Annotated in this window: 21 protein-coding genes and 1 riboswitch; of the genes, 17 read left to right on the forward strand and 4 right to left on the reverse strand. The window is 43.0% G+C overall.

What is annotated here, in order from left to right; translation table 11 throughout:
- Positions 1-15: 15 nt before the first annotated feature.
- Positions 16-873: a pentapeptide repeat-containing protein gene (locus tag DESACI_RS08460; protein WP_014826771.1), complete on the forward strand. Its 858-nt coding sequence runs from the start codon at positions 16-18 to the stop codon at positions 871-873.
- A 45-nt stretch (positions 874-918) separates the two neighbouring features.
- On the opposite strand, the gene DESACI_RS08465 is transcribed toward DESACI_RS08460, so the two are convergent.
- The 3 genes from DESACI_RS08465 to DESACI_RS08475 form a co-directional block, all read right to left on the reverse strand.
- Positions 919-1,707, reverse strand: coding sequence for a C40 family peptidase (locus DESACI_RS08465; RefSeq protein ID WP_014826772.1), 789 nt, complete (start codon positions 1,705-1,707; stop codon positions 919-921).
- A 363-nt stretch (positions 1,708-2,070) separates the two neighbouring features.
- The gene (locus tag DESACI_RS08470; protein WP_041276016.1) at positions 2,071-3,048 is read right to left on the reverse strand and encodes a DMT family transporter; all 978 of its coding nucleotides are present in this window, start codon (positions 3,046-3,048) and stop codon (positions 2,071-2,073) included.
- Between the two features lie 147 nt (positions 3,049-3,195).
- Positions 3,196-3,346: riboswitch (FMN riboswitch) on the reverse strand.
- Between the two features lie 44 nt (positions 3,347-3,390).
- Complete coding sequence (locus DESACI_RS08475; protein ID WP_242833144.1) at positions 3,391-3,801, reverse strand: YgaP family membrane protein; 411 nt, start codon at positions 3,799-3,801, stop codon at positions 3,391-3,393.
- Between DESACI_RS08475 and lepB the strand changes: the two genes are divergently transcribed.
- From lepB to DESACI_RS08525, 11 genes are all read left to right on the forward strand, one after another.
- On the forward strand, positions 3,779-4,315 hold the full coding sequence (gene lepB, locus DESACI_RS08480) for a signal peptidase I (RefSeq protein WP_014826775.1): 537 nt from the start codon (positions 3,779-3,781) through the stop codon (positions 4,313-4,315). The two genes, DESACI_RS08475 and lepB, sit on opposite strands and share 23 nt — an antisense overlap.
- Before the next feature lie 252 nt (positions 4,316-4,567).
- The gene (locus DESACI_RS08485; protein WP_014826776.1) at positions 4,568-5,080 is read left to right on the forward strand and encodes a DNA-deoxyinosine glycosylase; all 513 of its coding nucleotides are present in this window, start codon (positions 4,568-4,570) and stop codon (positions 5,078-5,080) included.
- A 183-nt stretch (positions 5,081-5,263) separates the two neighbouring features.
- The gene (locus DESACI_RS08490; RefSeq protein WP_014826777.1) at positions 5,264-5,914 is read left to right on the forward strand and encodes an HAD family hydrolase; all 651 of its coding nucleotides are present in this window, start codon (positions 5,264-5,266) and stop codon (positions 5,912-5,914) included.
- A gap of 108 nt (positions 5,915-6,022) precedes the next feature.
- Positions 6,023-6,667, forward strand: a complete 645-nt coding sequence (locus tag DESACI_RS08495) for a DUF2953 domain-containing protein (RefSeq protein ID WP_014826778.1) — start codon at positions 6,023-6,025, stop codon at positions 6,665-6,667.
- A 4-nt stretch (positions 6,668-6,671) separates the two neighbouring features.
- Positions 6,672-7,109: a GerW family sporulation protein gene (gene ytfJ, locus DESACI_RS08500; RefSeq protein WP_014826779.1), complete on the forward strand. Its 438-nt coding sequence runs from the start codon at positions 6,672-6,674 to the stop codon at positions 7,107-7,109.
- Between the two features lie 95 nt (positions 7,110-7,204).
- The gene (locus DESACI_RS08505; RefSeq protein WP_014826780.1) at positions 7,205-7,786 is read left to right on the forward strand and encodes a nucleoside recognition domain-containing protein; all 582 of its coding nucleotides are present in this window, start codon (positions 7,205-7,207) and stop codon (positions 7,784-7,786) included.
- On the forward strand, positions 7,783-8,319 hold the full coding sequence (locus DESACI_RS08510; protein ID WP_014826781.1) for a spore maturation protein: 537 nt from the start codon (positions 7,783-7,785) through the stop codon (positions 8,317-8,319). The genes DESACI_RS08505 and DESACI_RS08510 overlap by 4 nt, the downstream gene beginning before the upstream one ends.
- 51 nt (positions 8,320-8,370) lie before the next feature.
- Complete coding sequence (locus DESACI_RS08515; RefSeq protein ID WP_014826782.1) at positions 8,371-9,165, forward strand: glycosyltransferase family 2 protein; 795 nt, start codon at positions 8,371-8,373, stop codon at positions 9,163-9,165.
- On the forward strand, positions 9,150-10,568 hold the full coding sequence (locus DESACI_RS08520; protein WP_014826783.1) for an ArnT family glycosyltransferase: 1,419 nt from the start codon (positions 9,150-9,152) through the stop codon (positions 10,566-10,568). Before DESACI_RS08515 ends, DESACI_RS08520 begins: the two co-directional genes overlap by 16 nt.
- Entirely contained in the window at positions 10,565-10,726 is a 162-nt protein-coding gene (locus DESACI_RS24500; RefSeq protein ID WP_158310164.1) for a hypothetical protein, read from the forward strand. Before DESACI_RS08520 ends, DESACI_RS24500 begins: the two co-directional genes overlap by 4 nt.
- Before the next feature lie 40 nt (positions 10,727-10,766).
- Positions 10,767-11,555, forward strand: coding sequence for a pseudouridine synthase (locus tag DESACI_RS08525; protein WP_014826784.1), 789 nt, complete (start codon positions 10,767-10,769; stop codon positions 11,553-11,555).
- Here DESACI_RS08525 and DESACI_RS08530 read toward each other — a convergent pair.
- Positions 11,552-12,064 (reverse strand): hypothetical protein, encoded by a 513-nt coding sequence (locus DESACI_RS08530; RefSeq protein ID WP_014826785.1) that lies wholly within the window; start codon positions 12,062-12,064, stop codon positions 11,552-11,554. The genes DESACI_RS08525 and DESACI_RS08530 overlap by 4 nt on opposite strands.
- A 160-nt stretch (positions 12,065-12,224) precedes the next feature.
- Here DESACI_RS08530 and DESACI_RS08535 point away from each other — a divergent pair, with 160 nt between their 5' ends.
- From DESACI_RS08535 to DESACI_RS08555, 5 genes are all read left to right on the forward strand, one after another.
- Positions 12,225-12,689, forward strand: a complete 465-nt coding sequence (locus DESACI_RS08535; protein WP_014826786.1) for a hypothetical protein — start codon at positions 12,225-12,227, stop codon at positions 12,687-12,689.
- A 616-nt stretch (positions 12,690-13,305) separates the two neighbouring features.
- The gene (locus tag DESACI_RS08540) at positions 13,306-14,946 is read left to right on the forward strand and encodes an L-lactate permease (RefSeq protein WP_014826787.1); all 1,641 of its coding nucleotides are present in this window, start codon (positions 13,306-13,308) and stop codon (positions 14,944-14,946) included.
- Between the two features lie 263 nt (positions 14,947-15,209).
- Positions 15,210-16,598 carry an FAD-binding oxidoreductase gene (locus DESACI_RS08545; protein ID WP_014826788.1) on the forward strand — a complete coding sequence of 463 codons (1,389 nt, stop codon included), beginning with the start codon at positions 15,210-15,212 and terminating at the stop codon, positions 16,596-16,598.
- Between the two features lie 2 nt (positions 16,599-16,600).
- Positions 16,601-17,896 carry a (Fe-S)-binding protein gene (locus DESACI_RS08550; RefSeq protein WP_014826789.1) on the forward strand — a complete coding sequence of 432 codons (1,296 nt, stop codon included), beginning with the start codon at positions 16,601-16,603 and terminating at the stop codon, positions 17,894-17,896.
- A gap of 221 nt (positions 17,897-18,117) precedes the next feature.
- Positions 18,118-18,837 (forward strand): FadR/GntR family transcriptional regulator, encoded by a 720-nt coding sequence (locus DESACI_RS08555; protein ID WP_014826790.1) that lies wholly within the window; start codon positions 18,118-18,120, stop codon positions 18,835-18,837.
- The last annotated feature ends 1 nt before the right edge of the window (position 18,838 follow it).

Genomic DNA, 18,838 nt, shown 5'->3' on the forward strand with positions numbered 1-18,838 from the left:
AATCCGAGGTACGTAATGAGTAAAGAAAGTAAAATTCCAAATTTTCATCTGCGAGCCGACTGTAATAATTGTTTCGGTTTGTGCTGTGTTGCCCTTTATTTTTCTGCCTCAGAAGGGTTTCCAATGGACAAAGAGGCAGGTCAGCCTTGCCTTAACCTGCAGTCCGATTTTCGCTGCAGTATTCACCAAAACCTTCAGGAACGCGGTCTAAAGGGATGTATAGCCTATGACTGTTTTGGAGCAGGTCAAAAAGTTTCACAGGTCAGTTATTTAGGCAAAGATTGGCGGACAGAACCGCAATCAGTTAAGCAGATGTTTGAAGTGTTTTTAAACATGCGTCAAATTCATGAATTGCTCTGGTATTTGACCGAAGCACTGACATTGAAGCCGGCTTTTGCTATCCGTAACTTAATAAAATCCATGCTTGAGAAAACGGAAAAACAAACTTACTTGAGTCCCGAGGCAGTCACGGTATTAGATGTTGCCTCGCATCGGGCAGAGGTTAACAGAGTCCTTCTTAAGACCAGTGAGTTGGTACGAGCAGATGCTCGCTCTGGGCAAAAGGCTCATCTAAAACACCAAAGGTCATTTGGGCGAGGAGCGGATCTGATTGCTAAAGATCTAAGAAGATATGATCTCAGAGGAGCCAACCTGAGGGGAGCTTATCTTATTGCTGCCGACCTGAGAGGAATGGACCTTAGCGGTGCAGATTTTATCGGTGCCGATTTTCGAGATACAGATTTGCGAGGAACCGACTTAAGTAAGAGTATTTTTCTTACCCAAGGACAAATCAATTCAGCGAAGGGCGATGAATACACCAAGTTGCCACCCGCACTACTTCGCCCAGTATTTTGGAGTTCAGAAGAATCTTGAATCATTTCTATAGACCGGGTGTGCTCTATCGGCAAGGATGGTTTATTATAAGACCCTTTGAGCGCCTATGAAGGTGTTTAACCAATAGGACGAAGTTAAGGGGTAGACCGCCACTCCTTTATGGGTTGTAGCACTGATAAATTGCGAGTTGCCGAGATAAATTCCGACATGGTCAATGGTTCCGTTGCCTGCTATAGAGAAGAAGACTAAATCTCCAGATTTCAGGTCATGGTAGGTAACGGCGGTGCCGGTCTTTCCTTGTTCCTGGCTGGTACGCGGCAGTACGATACCTTGAGAAGCATAAACATATTGAGTAAAACCTGAACAATCAAAGCCTTTGGGAGTAGTTCCCCCCCAAAGATAAGGTGTTCCCAGCAAACTATTGGCTTCAGAAATGATCCTGGAAACTATAGGGTTGGTATTCGAGGTTTGAGTTGCTTGAGCAGATTGAGCAGCTTGAGTTGCTTGAGCGGTTGACTGAATAGCCTGAGTAGCTTGAGTAGCTTGAGCAGATTGAGATTGGGCTTTCTCTAAGGCGTCTTGGGTTATAGGCCCGGCAATTCCATCGACTTGGAGATGATCGTTTTGTTGGAAAGCCTCCACGGCCGACAATGTTTTCGAACCAAAAATTCCGTCTGCTGTTCCTACACTATAATTTAAGTTATTTAATTCCTTTTGCAAGGTTATGACATCATTCCCTCGTGAGCCTAATTTCATGAGGGTCGCTGCTTGGACAACCGGAACAAATGTTACTAGACTCGTGAATACTAATGTACTGGCTGCGGCAAGTTTAAACTTTCCATTCCATTGTTTTAATCTAAAATTTAGTTTCATATTTCCTCCAAATTACTATTATCACATTATAGTTTGAAGTTTAAGTTCACGGACAGGACAAGTTATGTTCTTAAGCTTACCATCTAAAAACTTATAGTTAAAGTAAAGGTTGTTGGCTTAATAACCATAATTATCCTCATGGATGAACGCTATTTGTTTTTTAAATAAATTTGCAATAATTTAAAGAGAATTTAACGATAAAAAGTTGAGATGAGCATAACTTAGTATAGCTCATCTCAACTTACGGTTTAAAATACTTATTTAGTTTAATATCATAAAGTATAGAATAATTTATCTTACCTTATCGTTGCATTAACTAACTTATATTGATTAACTAACTAACTAACTAACATACTTACTTGCTTACTTGCTTGCTAAATCTGCTTGTTGGGAAGAAGATGCTTCAAGAGATGGTGCCAGGGCATCCGGTTCGCTGCTCATTCTTGATAACTGGAGTACAGCTAGCCAGACAATTGCAAAGCCAAGCCATTGTCCAAGGTTAATGGTCTGGTGCAATACCAGCCAGTTAAGAAGCAAGCCTGATGCAGGAAAGGCAAGTTCCGCAATCGTGGCATGTGAGGCCTTTACTCCATCCAACCCATGGTAATAAAGGAGCAAGCTCATGAGGCTTGGTACTAAGGTTTGGAATAAGAGGTTGGCCCAAACAGGTGCTATGCTGAGGGCTTTGCCGATGATCTGCCAGTTAGGGTGTTGAGCTAAGACGATGACGGTCAGAAGAGGCAGGGCAACTGCGAAGCGAAGAGCGGTTAAAGTAGTAAAAGACACTTTGCCGGCCAAATGTTTTCCCATAACGGTGGACCCTCCCCAAAGTGCTGCAGCTCCAATGGCAAACAATGAGCCAATAAGTTGTGAAGTGTTCCCGGAAGTTGAAGGAATGTGCAAACCGAAGGTCAGCAAATAGGCTCCGATCAGTGCGGAGATCAGTAATTTCCAGTAGTTTTTCCGTAAACGCTCCTTTAGTATTACGGCGGCGAGGAGTACGGCAAAAATGGGCTGGAGTTTTTGCAAGATAAGCACGACATTTGGATTCCCGTAAGTAAATCCGGCGGTAAATAAGATTGAGGCCAGAGCTGATCCGCCCCATCCTATGAAGATGACTGCCAGCCAGTCATTGAGTTTTAGATTAGTGAGTTCTCTGCGTTTCCGGATAAGAACCGGAAAAGCGAAGAGAAACAGTAAGACATGTTCCATCCAGACAATCTGAGAGGATGTCACATAGTGGAGTAAGGTCACGATAAAGACGCCGTCGAGTCCCCACATTGCTGCTCCCAGGGCGATCCACCAGATACCCCAAGGAGATGGCTGTTTTTTTTGATTCAAAGCAAACCCTCCATATCCTAAGATTTTATCTGAATTGAACCTTCTCATGTTACAAGAAAGAATAAGTTGCACATGAAAAATACCTCGAGAAAATAATTCCTTTCACGAGGCACTTAGAAGACTAGGAAACGGCTTGTTTAACCCAGTTTTTACCTTCTCTCGTCCGGACTTTACCGTCGGCCTTGGAATCTCACCAAGTCAGTCGATGCATCGTTTGAGACTGCACCGAGTCGCGGGCTAAATTGCACGGGCAATTATCACCGCCGGTAGGGAATTTCACCCTGCCCCGAAGGTTCATATTCAGTTAAGAAAAGTATAACAGAATTTAATGTTCCTTGGTAGCTATTTTTTTTTCGGAACTTCGCAGGTTGAGATCCCTAAAATATCATTAGCTGGACAATAACGTATAAGACCTGTTATGATCCCTAGGAGCCCAATAAGCCCCCACCAGCTCTTTAAGGATATACCTAGCAGGATAATAACTGTTCCAATGACAATTCTCACAAATTGCTCAGTTTTTCCAACGTTACATTTCATTTCAATCACCTCTGAATTAGTTTGTCCAATATCTTCGAATGTAACGCAATTCAGGTGTAAGCAATTCAGGGGGAGAGCCACTAAATTCATAATAAGGCCGCTCAATACAACTGCATAGTTAAGCTTTCGCTTTGAAGGGATTCCTGCAACAGCAGCGAAGTATCTAAGATAGAGCTTTTGAGGAGGTATTTCAGTGGCTAAGAAGAAGAGTGTCATTCGTTTAATCGTGGAATTCGCAGAAATTTTAATATTCGCTTCGGTTTTATCCTGGGGACTGCGGAGCAACGTTGTGGAAGCGGCGACGATACCGACGCCTTCCATGATGCCTACGATTCATATTCAGGACAGAGTCATTGTCGACGAGTTGATTTATAAGTTTTCCGGCATACAAAGGGACGATATCATTGTTTTTGACCCGCCTAAGAACCTGGATTCCAGCGGTGACTATTGGATCAAAAGAGTTATCGGACTGCCGGGAGACAAGGTTCAAATTACCGGCGGCAAGGTCTATATCAATGGGCAAGCACAGACGGAACCTTTCGAAATGGAAGCACCTAATTATACCTATGGTCCTGTAACTGTCCCGAAAGATTCCTATTTTTTACTGGGAGACAATCGCAATAACAGTCTTGACAGCCATTATTGGGGAGCCTTGCCGGCCAAGGACATCGAAGGTAAGGCGGTCTTACGTTATTGGCCCCTGAATAGGTTTGGAACGTTGCCTAAATAATGTGCCCAAATAATGAACAGACTGAGAAAGGGAGATTAAAAAGGCTCCCTTTTTTGTTGTTACTTCTGCAGCCGCCGGCCAAGACGATAAGCGGACGAGCTTATTGCCGCACTGCAACTCATTACGCATACTCCTGCAGTGTGGATCGGCCGAGTGTCTCTGGAGCCAAACAAGTGCGATACTCTCCACTGGAGACTATCGGGATGGCGGGAAGAGACCGCTGGAATTTTAGATTAGAGAGGTTGAAGAGGATTGGAGAAAACTCCCCTGCATTCATTCCAGCCTATCATTGATAGTACCTCACGCATTTTGATTCTTGGTTCAATGCCAGGAGTTCAGTCGCTGAAAGAACAACGTTATTATGCAAATCCGCAGAATCAGTTTTGGCGAATTCTCTATACAATTTTTTCTGTGCCTTTTGATTCAGATTATCAGCAACGGATCAGCTTTATTAGGAGTCAAAGGATTGCCTTGTGGGATGTTATTGCAACTTGTCATAGAGAAGGAAGTTTAGATTCCAATATTAAGGATGAGAGGGTTAATGATTTTCATCGTCTGTTCGAGACTTGTACTGCTCTCACATTAGTCCTGTTTAATGGCGCCAAGGCCTACGAAATCTTTAAAAAGCGGGTGGGGTTTAACTTTAGCAATCTAAGTTTTAGACAATTGCCTTCTACCAGCCCGGCTAATACTATAAAACTTGAAGAAAAGATTAATCAGTGGGCGATAATCCGCGAATTTTTAGCTCGTGAATTTAAGCAGTAATCCTCACTTATAGAAATAAGCTTAAAGCTTAGGATAGATTATTCGGTGAGAGACTTTGCAATTTTCTAAGAAATCTTCTATAATTTATTGTTTAGTTTGGCCGTTGTTCTTTTAAACTACGAGTCTTGTTTGGCTTCGGCTACATTAAAAATTGATTAATTAAACAGGAGGAAATGATGCTATATGAAATACAAGGCAGCAATTTTTGATCTCGATGGAACCTTAGTTGACTCCCTTGAAGACCTCGCCGAGTCTATGAACGCAGTTTTGCGCAGGTTGAATTATGAAATTCATGACTTAGAGTCCTATAAATATTTTATTGGTAACGGAATTAAAAATCTCGTCCGTCAAGCATTGCCCGAGGAATCTAGAGATGAATCTATTATTTCTGGATGCTTTGATTCCATGCTGAAAGAATACCGAGAGCGATGTCTTGACAAGACGAAACCTTATGCAGAAGTTCCCGAATTGCTGGACGAGCTGACTAAACGTAACATTAAGCTTTGTATTTTAACGAATAAGGCTGATGAATTGGCCCAAAAAGTCGTATCAGTCCTTTTAGCAGATTGGAACTTTGAATTTGTCATAGGTCCTAGTGTAAATATCCCGAGAAAGCCTGATCCCACAGGTGCTTTATTGATCAGTTCCAGTTTGGCTATTCCGCCGGCGGAAATCATTTATTTGGGGGATTCCGGGGTGGATATGCAAACTGCAGCAGCAGCCAATATGTATGCAGTGGGCGCTCTCTGGGGTTATCGAACGAGAGAGGAATTGATCAGAAACGGTGCTCGGAGTTTAATTGACCATCCTTTGGAATTTTTAAAGTACTTATAGGTAATAATTGTTACTGGAGGAATCTTTAGCATAATATGACGTTCTATCGGAAATCTTAGTTATTTAGAGAAATAGTTAGACGATGGTGATGGGTTCGGAGGGGTTACTATGCGAGTTTTAGCCTTTTTGCTCGCGTTGGCTATTCTTTTCCTTTTTAGCTTAGCGATTAAAGCAGAGGTAGATTTTCGCTATCGGCGGGTAGAGGAAAAAGATCATCTGGAGATTGATTTTCGAGCGTTGCATGGAATTTGGCATGCTCAATATCAAATTCCAACACTTCAATTAGAATGGGAAAAAGGACCGGAAATAGAAGTGAATCAAGTTAGTGAAGAAAAGGGAGGAACTCGGAAAGCAAAATCAGACGTACGCCTTCGTTATATTCGCCTAGGATGGCTATATAGGCTTTGGCCAAATGTACCCAATTATCTCCATCAATTGGCCTGGGTAAAGAAGGAATTCTATCATGGAATCCATTGTAAAGCCATTAAATGGCGAATTGAAGTCGGATACAAGGACGCCGCTCAAACAGCTATGGCAGCGGGAGCTTTTTGGAGCATGTTTGGTTTTGCTCTGGCTCGTCTATACAAGCAAGTGATTGTAGAGGTTCAGAACCCTGAGCTTGTGGTGGTTCCTCAATATAAAAAAGAAGGTTTTTTATGTGATATCCAATGCATATTCCACCTAAGAATCGGTCATATTATTTTTGTTGGATTTAATGCTGTGCGTAGATTCAAACGGGCTAGAAGGGGGTAGTTGCATGGGGAATCATCCTATAGAATTATTAATGAAAACCGCCATGGAAAGCATTCAACAGATCGTGGATGTCAACACTATAATTGGTGACCCGGTGGAGACCCATGATGGATCGGTCATTATTCCAATATCAAGAGTGGCTTGCGGCTTTGCTGCTGGTGGCAGCGAATTTTCTCCACCCGAGAAGTCAAAAGAGAATGGAAATTCGGGTGAATCGGCAAATAACCAACTGCCTTTTGGAGGAGGTGCCGGTGCCGGCGTATCCGTACAGCCTGTTGGGTTTTTGGTCGTTGGAAATGGGACGATACGCCTCTTACCTGTAGATAGTAATGTTGTTATAGATCGTATTTTGGATTCGGTTCCTGACCTTATAGACAAACTATCAGGAATGTTTCAAAAGAAAAAGAAACCGGCGGATGAAATTATTCTGGCCAGAGAATAAGACAAGTTCCCAAATACATATTCCGGAAAAAGAACGAGTTATCTCGTTCTTTTTTCTTCGCAGGTTTCATAAATTCATTGCAAGGGGGGAGGGCAATGGTTAACCTCATATGGCTTTGTATGTTAGTGATTGGAATTGCTATTTCCGCGCTTAATGGGCGGATCGAGATTGTTACTATATCGGCTATGAAAGCGGCGGAATTAGGTGTGGAGGTAGCCATTGAACTCATCGGGGTCATGAGTTTATGGCTGGGACTGATGCGTTTAGCTGAAGAAGCGGGAGTTGTCAGGGGGATAGCCCGTCTTTTTGGTCCTATCGTTCGCCGTCTCTTTCCCACGCTAAAGCCTGACAGCCCGGCCCTAGGAGCTATAATTATGAATCTAAGTGCCAACATTTTAGGATTAGGTAATGCAGCGACCCCCTTTGGTCTAAAAGCAATGCAAGAATTACAAAAGGAGAATCCTACTCCTGAAGTGGCAAGTCCGGCAATGATTACCTTTCTTGCTCTCAATACATCTTGCATTACTCTGATTCCTGCAACGATTATTGGAGTCAGGCTGAAGGCGAACTCGGCTGATCCGACTGAGATTATCGGCACAACCATTGTTGCCACTGGATGTGCGATGGCTTCAGCCATATTCGCCGATTTTCTTTTTCGGCGGAGGGAAATTAAATGAAGGTTATCGCCGAAATTTCTCGCTGGGCAATTCCGCTGCTGTTACTGCTTATCCCAGTGATTGCGTATTTGCGAAAAGTTCCAGTCTATGAGTCCTTCGTGGCAGGAGCCGAAGAGGGATTTAATACCGGAGTACGTATACTTCCGTTCCTAATAGGCATGTTAGTATCTATTCGAATCTTTGTTGATTCCGGAGCATTGAACATTTTGGCACATTGGCTGCAGCCGCTTTTTGCCTTTTTAGGATTGGATTCTAATTTTGCGGCAATTATACCCTTAGCGATCATGCGTCCGTTAAGCGGGTCAGGTGCTCTGGGTGTAGCCACTCAACTGATAAATCAATACGGTCCTGATTCTTATATAGGCAGGTTAGCCTCTACTCTTCAAGGAAGCACCGATACGACGTTTTTCGTGCTTACAGTGTATTTTGGTTCGGTTGGGATAAAGAAATATCGTTACGCCCTCAAATTGGGATTATTAGCAGATTTTATCGGGTTGATTGTTTCGATTTGGATTGTTACAAAAACGTTTTAAGGACTGAATTCTGCACATACTAACAATACCGAAAAGGAGGTATTGGTTAGTATGCTTTATATTGTCTTGCCTGCGTATAATGAAGCTGGTTCCTTACCAGCGCTGCTCGAAAATATTGAAGGAATCTGTTCTCGTATTCCCCATTTAATTGCGGTGGTCAACGATGGGAGCACCGATGCAACGTCTGAAGTAATTCAGAGGTACGCCGAACTATATCCCTCGGTTCACCAGGTAAATCATCCTGAAAATCAGGGGTTGGGGGCGGCTTTAAACAGTGGATTTCAATATGTTTTGAATTATAATTCGCTTCTCCCGCATCCTCTAACGGATCATCAGGATGAAAGTCCAGATATGATTATCACGATGGATGCCGACAATACTCAGCCGGCAGATCGCATCCCCTTGCTATGTGAGGCAATTCGCTCGGGCGCTGATCTTGCCATTGCCTCGAGATTTGTTAAAGGAGGAGAGCAGCATGGGCTCTCTATGCTGCGACGATTGCTTTCCTGGGGAGCGGGAAAAGTCATGAATTTCTTTGTGCCGATTCGTGGGGTCCGCGATTATTCCTGTGGTTACCGTGCTTATCGACTTTCCTTATTGCTTGAAGGGACCAGACATTATGGTCCGAACATTATTCAGAGCCGGAATTTTTCCGGCATGGTGGAATTGCTTTTAAAGATGGCCCCTTTAGCAGACTGCGTGACTGAAATTCCCTTAAAACTGCACTATGAACTTAAAAAGAGTGCCAGCAAGATGAAAATCTGGGCCACGATTTGGGGGTATGCCCAGTTGATATACCAAATTAAGCGACAAAGGTGGAGTCCTGTGGAATGGGTCGAAGAGTAACATGGTGCTTATTAGGGATCATCTTAGGGGTTGCTTTGCTCCTTCGCCTGAAAGGGATAACCAACCCATTACTCGATGATCAAGGTTGGCGGCAAGCTGATACGGCCAGTATAGCCGTTCATATGCTTGGTCATCTTTTCGATTTTCCCAGGGTAATGATACCTCAATTGAATTATGATGGAGTTGTTCCTCAGAGAGTTGAATTAGAGTTCCCCCTGTTTCCCTATTTATTGGCATGGACTTGGACATTATTTGGCTGGGCTGATATCTGGGGACGCCTTTGGGCTGTCATTTTGACGCTGTTTGGACTTTGCGGTTTATATGATTTAGGGCGGAATCTGATCTCCGAGAGAGCAGGCTTACTAGCTGCCGCTATTTATGCTTTGATGCCGCTGTCAATATATTATGGGAGGGTTGTAATGCCGGAGCCGATGGCGCAAGCCTTAAGCATTTGGGCCCTTGCTCTTATAGTTCGCTGGAGAAGAGCACCTGAAAGGCACCATATCTGGAAAATTGGACTAGTTCTGGCGGGTGCTATTTTAGCGAAGCTGCCTCAATTAATGTTATTTCCTGTTGCTCTGCTTTTGGGTTTTTACCCTTTAAGACAAACTCAAATGAAGAAAATCCTGAGTTATTGTTTTTTTGCTCTCTGTTTTCCTATGGTATACTATGCATGGGTACATATGAATGCTGGCACTTCGAGCCAATTTGTATCCGGAATTTTAAAGGATCAAGTCGTTAATTCCGGCAGTTTGAATTGGAAGTTGCTTATAAAAAATGTGCAGCGAGGTTTAACGGACAGTGTCCTTTTCCTTTCCGGGCTGGGGTTATTGCGTTTGTTTTTTAAACGGGATAACGGTCGATTAGCTCTTTTGACTTGGGTGGGAATTGGCCTGCTTTATCTCGGCATAGTCTGTGTTCGTATTCCGTTGGATTATTACCTGATTCCGGTTTTGCCCCTAGCTGCCTTATTAAGTGCTTATGCTTTAGACGAATGTAAAACCTGGTATTACCTGGTGATTGTCCTCATGCTCTTGATTGTAGTCAACCGGGAATCCTATACATATTTGAAACCTAAGTATCAATGGAATCCGGAATATTTAACGCAGGCAGAGTGGATAAAAGAACATACACCTTCTTCAAGTGTTCTGGTTTTAAGTGATCCTGCACCTATGACCTTTTATTATGCCCATCGTGTGGGTTTTCGTCTCCCTTTTGTCGTGGAAGGATCAGGGGAAGAGTTTCCGGCCCAAGTATTATCACAATTTCCAGGGGATTATGTTGTCAGGCTTCCGAAAACACAACAACATGAACTTTTCTGGAAAAATGTCCGAGAACTATACCCGGAAGTGGGTCCGGGGGTTTATTCCCTCAAGAAACAGAAGGAGCTTAGCAGGGGTTGATTAGATATCCGAACATAAGTGAACTCGTTGAGCTAAAGCTGAACATCGGGACTTCGGTGACGAAAGTGTCCTGCGGACAGTTTCGTCGAAAGCGCCTAGCAAAAACAAATGCTATCGCGCTGAAGGATGGAGGAAGTGGGAGTCTCACGATTGGATGAAGACATTAAGAGGACTTAGAGAGAAAAGGATTGAAGTTTCGTGGAAGATGAACAAAGTAGGCAAAGCAGGCAGCCGGGCCAACGATTGCAAAAAGTTTTGGCTCAAGCAGGAGTCGCCTCACGCCGCCAGGTTGAAAAATTGATACTGGATGGGCGTGTAACAGTCAATGGCTTGACTGTTACTGTTTTAGGAACTAAGGTCTGTTCTGACGATCAAATTTGGGTGGATGGAAACTCGGTTCAAATGTTTGAGGGACTTTGTCATTATTTACTGAATAAACCGGTTGGAGTCATTTCCAGTGCCCGAGATCCACAAGGAAGAACTACCGTTGTGGATTTAATGAAAGATATTCCGGCAAGAGTTTATCCTGTGGGCAGGTTAGATTATGAGACTTCGGGTCTGTTAATCATGACTAACGATGGAGAATTATCGCATCGTTTAATGCACCCTTCCTTTGGGGTGGATAAGACGTATCGAGTATGGGTTAAGGGGCCGGTGGAAATCGAGGCCCTGGAACAACTGAGAAGAGGAGTTGTTCTTGAAGATGGAAAAACCGCTCCTGCTAGAGTTGTACTCAGGAGCGGTTTGGCAAAAGGCAATCTGTCAAAAGAGAAAGGTAAGGGACTGGAAGTTATCGAAATTACGATTCACGAAGGGAAAAATAGGCAAGTTCGGAGGATGTTCGGTGCTGTAGGTTACCCAGTTCTTCAACTGGAACGGATCGCATACGGGCCCCTGACCCTTGACGAACGGATTCCGGCAGGAAAGTACCGGTCTTTAACTCGGGAGGAAGTAAAAAGACTGCGTTTACTGGTGGGTTTGAATTAACCTATAGGATAAAGGGGATGATCTAAGGAAGTGTTCCACTTTTCAACATCCTTGCCGCCAAAAGCACTTAAAGCATTGGCTACTGAATTTTGCTTCTCGTGACTGGTTGGGATAAGAACAAGCCAATGTCCGGTACGTACCTCATGCTCGTAATGTCGCGCTCGTTCTCCAGAAATACCATAAGTTAAAAGAACTTCAGGCAGCCCGCGGCCCTGCGGCTGATGCATCAACTGGCTGGCCAGAGGACCGGCAACAACTACCTCTCCCAGATTTGGTACATTGAAGGGAGGGGCTTGCACAAGCCAGGCATTAAATTTGTCTAAGTTTATTTCACTGGGATAATAGGCCAGTTCATTGGCGATTTCTTCTTTAAATTCCCCTTGATGAAGATAATCGCTAAGAACTATGACCGAAATTTTGCTATTGGCTAAGGATTCTCCTTGGATTTCCTCAAGAGCTTCTTTGGTTTGCTGGGGTCCTTTGAAAATACCAACCACAGTTTTTCTCATGCTGCAATCTCCTTTGTTTGGATTTCCTTATGATAGGCTTAGTATGTCCACAAAATACAAGCCTATTGCAAAGTAAGCAGGAGAAATTCATCTCTTTGGAGAATATTTTGCTTAAAAGGCAAAATAAATGTTGTTTTATTATAGAACGGAGAGAGTAGAGATGAAAATAAGAATTGGAGACGAACTTCTCACGGAACATGTTCGTGTCAGAATTCGTTTAGATTTTAAGGGTGAAGCACGAAGCGGTCGGTTTCTTTTTGGGAGCAGAAGTAAAGAACAAGTGGCGGAGGCAACAAGGGAACAGCAGGTTGCCGTTTTACGGAATGTTCCTCTCCAGGGAATCATGATCGAGGACGTTGATTTAAGCTTAGATGTATATACGGTAAGTCAAGGTTCTGGGAGGCGCACTCAAGACTTTGCCTATGCTCCAATTATTTTGACACTTCGGGTGGAAAATCTTGATGATTTGCTGCCTTTATTAATAAAACCGGAGTTTCGTAAGATTGAGTTCTTAAGCCCGGAAAATATCACTCTCCATCGTCTGGACATGGAACGCTTGTTATTTCGTCTAAGTCAATCTTTTCAGCAAGAGGTTAAATTAATAGAACAAAAATATTTGCATTAAGTCAAGACGTCTATATTATAGAAACAAGAACGGTGAGGAAAAGAAACTTGATCTCTTCACCGTCCTTGTATTTATGAATTAATGTTTGCTATAAACGCCGTTGGAGTAAAACATCAAATCTTCTTGCCGATTTTGTATGGATTATACTTAGTCATCTAAACGATGAATTGTGATTATGTTTGTGAAATATTTAATTTAGATTTACAGAATTTTAATAAAGCTTATTTTCTCATTTAGGTAATCAATAAACGAAATGTATTGTTAATGACTATTGAGTAGAAACATTTTTTTATTCCTGTAATAGTTAAATAATTAAAAAGATTCATACTAAATCTACTGAAGAAAATATAAATGAAAAGGTTTTTTGCTTAATATTCTTTTAATTGGAATGGATTTTTATAAAAAAGGTGATAATTGTGAAATAAAGAATTATATTGGCATATTGAAATTTTCTTATAGTATTGTTACTATATTAAAGACGGACTTTGGTCTGATGGCCGGAGCGTCCTGTCGATTTTCACCTTAAAATAAAAAATAAAGGAGGTTTAGAGAATCGGAATAACAGATTAGCGATTTGGAAATGATGAGACATAAATAGTCGAAAGGTGGAATTTAAATGCATTGGTCACAGGTTTATGCTCCTGTAGGGAACAACCTCGCGCTCTCATCTCTAGTGGCAGCGATTCCAATTCTTTTATACTTAGTACTCCTAGCTGCAGTCAAATTGAAGGGACATGTCGCCGGAATTATTACTTTAATTGTTGCAACAATTATTGCGGTTACTGTTTATGGAATGCCGGTGAGTGCCGCAGTATCTTCGGATTTTCTCGGAGCTTTTACCGGTCTATGGCCAATCGGTATTATTATCGTGGCTGCGGTCTTTCTATATAAAATGACGGTTAAAACTGGTCACTTTGATGTCGTTCGGGACTCAATTGCTGGATTAACCAATGACCGTCGTCTGCAGATGTTGCTCGTTGCTTTCTCGTTCGGTGCTTTCCTCGAAGGCGTTGCCGGATTTGGAGCTCCCGTTGCTATTGCCGGAGCTGTTCTCGTGGGATTGGGTTTTGATCCTCTCTATGCTGCAGGATTGTGTTTAATTGCAGATACTGCACCTGTTGCTTTCGGAGCCATCGGGGTGCCGATTACTGCTGTGGCTGCTGTGGTTGGAATTGATCCCCATACCTTGGGAGCCATGGTTGGTCGTCAGTTGCCCTTTATTTCCATCTGGTTGCCATTTTATTTGGTCTGGGTTATGGCAGGTTGGAAACGTACCATTGAAGTTCTTCCGGCTGTTCTCACAGTTGGTATAACTTTCGCAGTCGTGCAATTCTTAAGCTCCAATTACCTTGGACCCCAACTTCCTGATGTCTTGGCTTCATTAAGCAGCCTATTTGCTCTAACCATGCTTCTTAAGGTTTGGAAACCAAAGACTGAGTTTCATTTTCCCAATGAAAAGGTTTCTTCAGCGAAAGCATCTGAGCAGAAAAATGGCCCAAAACCAAATGGTGGTGTGGTTACAGCTTGGATGCCATACCTGATTCTGAGTCTTACAATTGTCCTCTGGAATGTAGACGCAGTTAAGAAGTTCTTAACGCCTATTGCATTCATCGTTAAAAAGTGGCCGGCTTTGGACATGGTTGCCGTAAAAGTTGCTCCTCTTGTGGCTAAACCAACACCAATTCCTGCTTCCTTCTCTTTAAATCTTTTGAATGCTGGCCCTGCTATTTTAGTAGCTGCCTTTATCAGTATGTTTATTATTCGTATGTCCTTTGGAACATGGTTAAAAACCTTAGGCGAAACGATTTACGAACTGCGCTGGGCCTTGTTAACGATCGCTATCGTTGTAGGTCTTGGTCAATTATTTAACTCATCAGGCATGAGCGCGACGCTTGGTTTAGCGTTTGCCAAGATGGGCAGTGCATTCCCATTCTTCGCACCTGTCCTCGGTTGGTTGGGAGTGTTCCTGACAGGCAGTGACACATCTTCAAACTTACTCTTTGGCGGACTTCAAAAAGTTACAGCTCAGCAAATTGGGGTAAATCCAGTGCTTACTGTAGCTGCAAACTCTTCCGGCGGTGTTATGGGTAAAATGATTTCCCCGCAATCCATTTCCGTGGGAACATCGGCTACCGGTTTAGTAGGTCAAGAAGGTGCTCTGTATCGTTTCACTCTCAAGCACAGCTTGTTTTTCCTATTAATTGTTATGGTGATTTGCTATGTACAAGCTTATTTCCTACCATGGATGATTCCTTAAAAGCAAGTTACTAAATTATATTCTCTAATGAGACTCTCAGAGGATTTCTGAAGAGGGAAGCGGTTAATATTACCTCTTCCCTCTTTGCATTCATTAAATAAGTTCAACTATATAAATTTGTCAATCTAATTATATAATATTCTCATATTGAAATTTCTATACAGTTGGATTATTATTATATATAGAAAAGATAAAAAAATTGTAGTTTTATGTCTTTTATGTGGTCTGATAGTCAGACAATTCAAAAAGGGGGATAAAAGATAATGTTAGCTCGTGAAGTCTTAGAGGAACTCGTGCAAGTGCTCGGTCGTGAAAATGTTCTTACAGAACAGGAAGATTTACTGACCTACGCTTATGATGCAACTGCAGCATTGAAGCATCAAAAGCCGGATGTTGTAGTTTCGCCCTCTTCTACCGAACAAGTCGCAGAGGTTGTGAAGATAGCTCAGCGCCATCAGGTACCCATCTATCCACGGGGATCAGGAACCAATCTCAGCGGCGGAACCGTTCCTATTAAAGGTGGAATCGTTCTCTCCATGCTTAACCTTAATAAAATTGTCGAATTCGACCAAGATAATTTAACAGCCACAGTTCAGCCGGGTGTTATTATTCAGGCTTTGAATGATGAGGCTGCTAAACACGGCTTAATTTATCCTCCCGATCCGGGTACGGTCACTACCGCAACCATGGGCGGGTCTGTGTCCGAATGTTCAGGGGGATTGCGAGGCCTTAAATACGGAGTTACCAAACACTATATCATGGGTTTAACTATCGTTTTAGCCAACGGAAAAGTCATCCGCTGGGGCGGTAAGACCGTTAAGAATGTTACAGGTTATGATTTAGTGGCCTTATTCACGGGTGCAGAAGGCACCTTGGGAATTATTACGGAAATGATCGTGAAGCTGATTCCGGCTCCTGAAACAAGAAAAAGCGTTTTGGGTGTTTTTGATAATCTCGATAAGGCAGGAAACGCCATTGCTGCCATTATCCGCAACAAAGTAATTCCGGCTACCTTAGAAATTATGGATAATGTAACGATTCAGACAGTAGAGCATTTTGTGCATGCCGGACTTCCGCTTAATGCCGAAGCGGTTCTCTTATGTGAAGTCGATGGCTATAAAGAAGTTGTGGAACGCGAGTCTGTTTTAGTGGAACGTATCTTAAAAGAAGAGGGAGCCGTTGAAGTAAAAGTCGCTAAGGACGATAAGGAACGTGATCTTCTCTGGCTGGCGCGACGCAGTGCTCTTCCGGCTCTAGCTCAGAAACGTCCTACGACGGTTCTTGAGGATGCTACCGTTCCGAGAAGCAAGATTCCTGATATGCTTAAAACCATCCGTGAAATTGCCGAAAAGTATAACCTGCAGATTGCCACCTTTGGTCATGCGGGGGATGGAAACCTGCATCCAACGATTTTGACGGATGAGCGCGATCAAGATGAAATGAAACGGGTTCATCTTGCTGTCGACGAAATTTTCCATGGCGCTATTGCTCTTGGCGGGACTCTTTCAGGTGAGCACGGAATTGGCGTTGCTAAAATGGGCTTTTTGGGCTTGGAATTCGGAGAAGCCGGAGTAGAAGCCTTAAAGGCAATTAAAGAAGCCTTGGATCCCAACTATATGTTGAACCCTGGCAAAATTGTAAGGAGGGACTAATCGTGTCCGTATATGATTCTTTGGATTCGATTAACGAAGAACTCCATAAATGTATGAAATGCGGCAACTGTCAGGCTGTTTGCCCGATTTATAAAGAGACGCGCCAAGAGGTTGGTGTGGCACGGGGGAAAATTAGCTTAGCTGAATTTATTCTCTCCGGCGAAGCAGAGATGACCGAAGGAATGGCTGAACGATTTTCACTCTGCACTACTTGCATGGCCTGCAATAATAATTGTCCTTGTGGAGTTCGGTTTGACAAAATTATTTTAGCGGCTCGGGCAGAAGCGGTTCGCAAAAAAGGATTACATCCTGTCAAAAAGATTGCTTTTACAGCTCTTAAAATGCAGCGGATCTTTGATATGGGCATGAAAACCGGCAGCGTTTTTCAGGGGGTAGCCTTAAAACACTTGCCGCATAAAAGTGACCGAATTGCCCGAATGCGTTTTGACATTGGTATTGGGACAGAAAAGGTCTTTCCGATGTTGGCGAAACGTACGTTGCGCTCTGAGTTTCCTGAGGTTATTAAAGTCAAAAATCCCAAAATGCGAGTGGCTTTTTTCACAGGATGCATGATCAACTATTTTTACACGGATATCGGAAAAGCTGTCGTTGAAGTTTTGACTGAACACGATATCGAAGTAGTTATTCCTCGGGGACAAGGCTGCTGCGGTATCCCTGCTTCGGTGAATGGTGACACTGTGTCAGCCCGAGCCTTGGCACGCCGCAATTTGCGGGCGTTTGAGAAGCTAGGCGCCGATGCCTTAGTTGTTGCCTGTTCCTCGGGCGGCACTGCCTGGAAACATGTCTTTATGGATCTTTTAGAGAACGATCCAGAATTTAGTGCCCTGGCTAAGAAGTGGTCAGAGAAATCCTATGATATTTCAGAGTTCCTGATTCATAAAGTCCCGTTTAAGAAAGAAGGACTTGGCCGTGTTGACCGTAAAGTGACCTATCACGATCCTTGCCATCTTAACCGTGGACAGGGAATTAATAAGGAACCGCGTGAAATACTGAAAAGCATTCCCGGGGTTGAATTAATCGAAATGAAAGAACCGGGTCGTTGCTGCGGGATGGCAGGTTCCTTTAGTCTGGTTCATCCGGATCTTTCCGTGAAGATCTCTGATCGTAAAATTGCCGATATATCTCAAACTCAAACTAATACTGTAGCTACCGGATGTCCTGCTTGCCGACTGCAGCTGCAAAGCGGTGTGGAAAATGCGGGTCTCCAAGAACAGGTGATGCATACCATACAAATTTTGGCTGAATCTTATCGGGCCGGTAAGAAAGCTAAGTCATAACGCTCAGGAAACTGCTATGTCTTAGTTAATTAGGATTTTCAAGAAATCAAGACCGAAAAACTAAAGGAAACACTAATCTGCTAGTGTTTCCTCTTTTATTTTTGAAAATAATGGATTTTGCATCATACGCATGATAAACTGAAAAAAGTATGATAGAATATTAAAATAAAATTGTGAATTTCTACCCCTGAAGGTAAAGTGTTTTGCAAGGAGTGAAAAGGGTGATTTTAAAACCCATAAAAACCCAAAAGATTTATGAACAAATTGTAGATCAAATTGGCCAACTTGTAATAGATGGACATTTGAAACCAGGAGACCGGCTGCCTTCGGAGCGCGAGTTGGTGGAGCGTTTCAAAGTTAGCCGCTCATCGATCCGTGAAGCCGTTAGCGCCCTTGAATTAATGGGATTGATTGAGGTTCGATCAGGCGAGGGGATGTACATTAGACAAGTAAATGTGGATTCCGTAGTAGCCCCCCTGGCTTGGATGCTGTTTATAGAAAAAGATTCGGACTTGGAACTCTATGAGGCACGAAAAATTCTCGAAGTACAAGCTGCCGGGCTGGCTGCAGAGAGAGCCGCCGAAGATGAGATTGCAGAGATGCATAAGTATCTGGAACTCATGCGCACGGATCTTGATTTACACCGAACCGGGGAAGAAGCAGATCATCACTTTCATTACTCAATCGCCAAGGCTACACACAATAAGATTTTGATACGTCTCATGAACACGATTTCCGATACGATGCGTATCACTTTGAAGACCAGCCGTGATAAACTAGCCGTTGATAAAAATAAGCCGCATAGATTATATGATGAGCACTTGGCGATCTACGAAGCGATACGATTGCACGATATTGAACAAGCTCAGAAACTGATGTTGGAGCACCTGGTTGGCGTGGAAAGTGAATTGGCTAAAGACTTACTTCGTAATTACAAATAGA

Origin of the sequence: Desulfosporosinus acidiphilus SJ4 (assembly GCF_000255115.2) — a bacterium.
Lineage (GTDB): Bacteria > Bacillota > Desulfitobacteriia > Desulfitobacteriales > Desulfitobacteriaceae > Desulfosporosinus > Desulfosporosinus acidiphilus.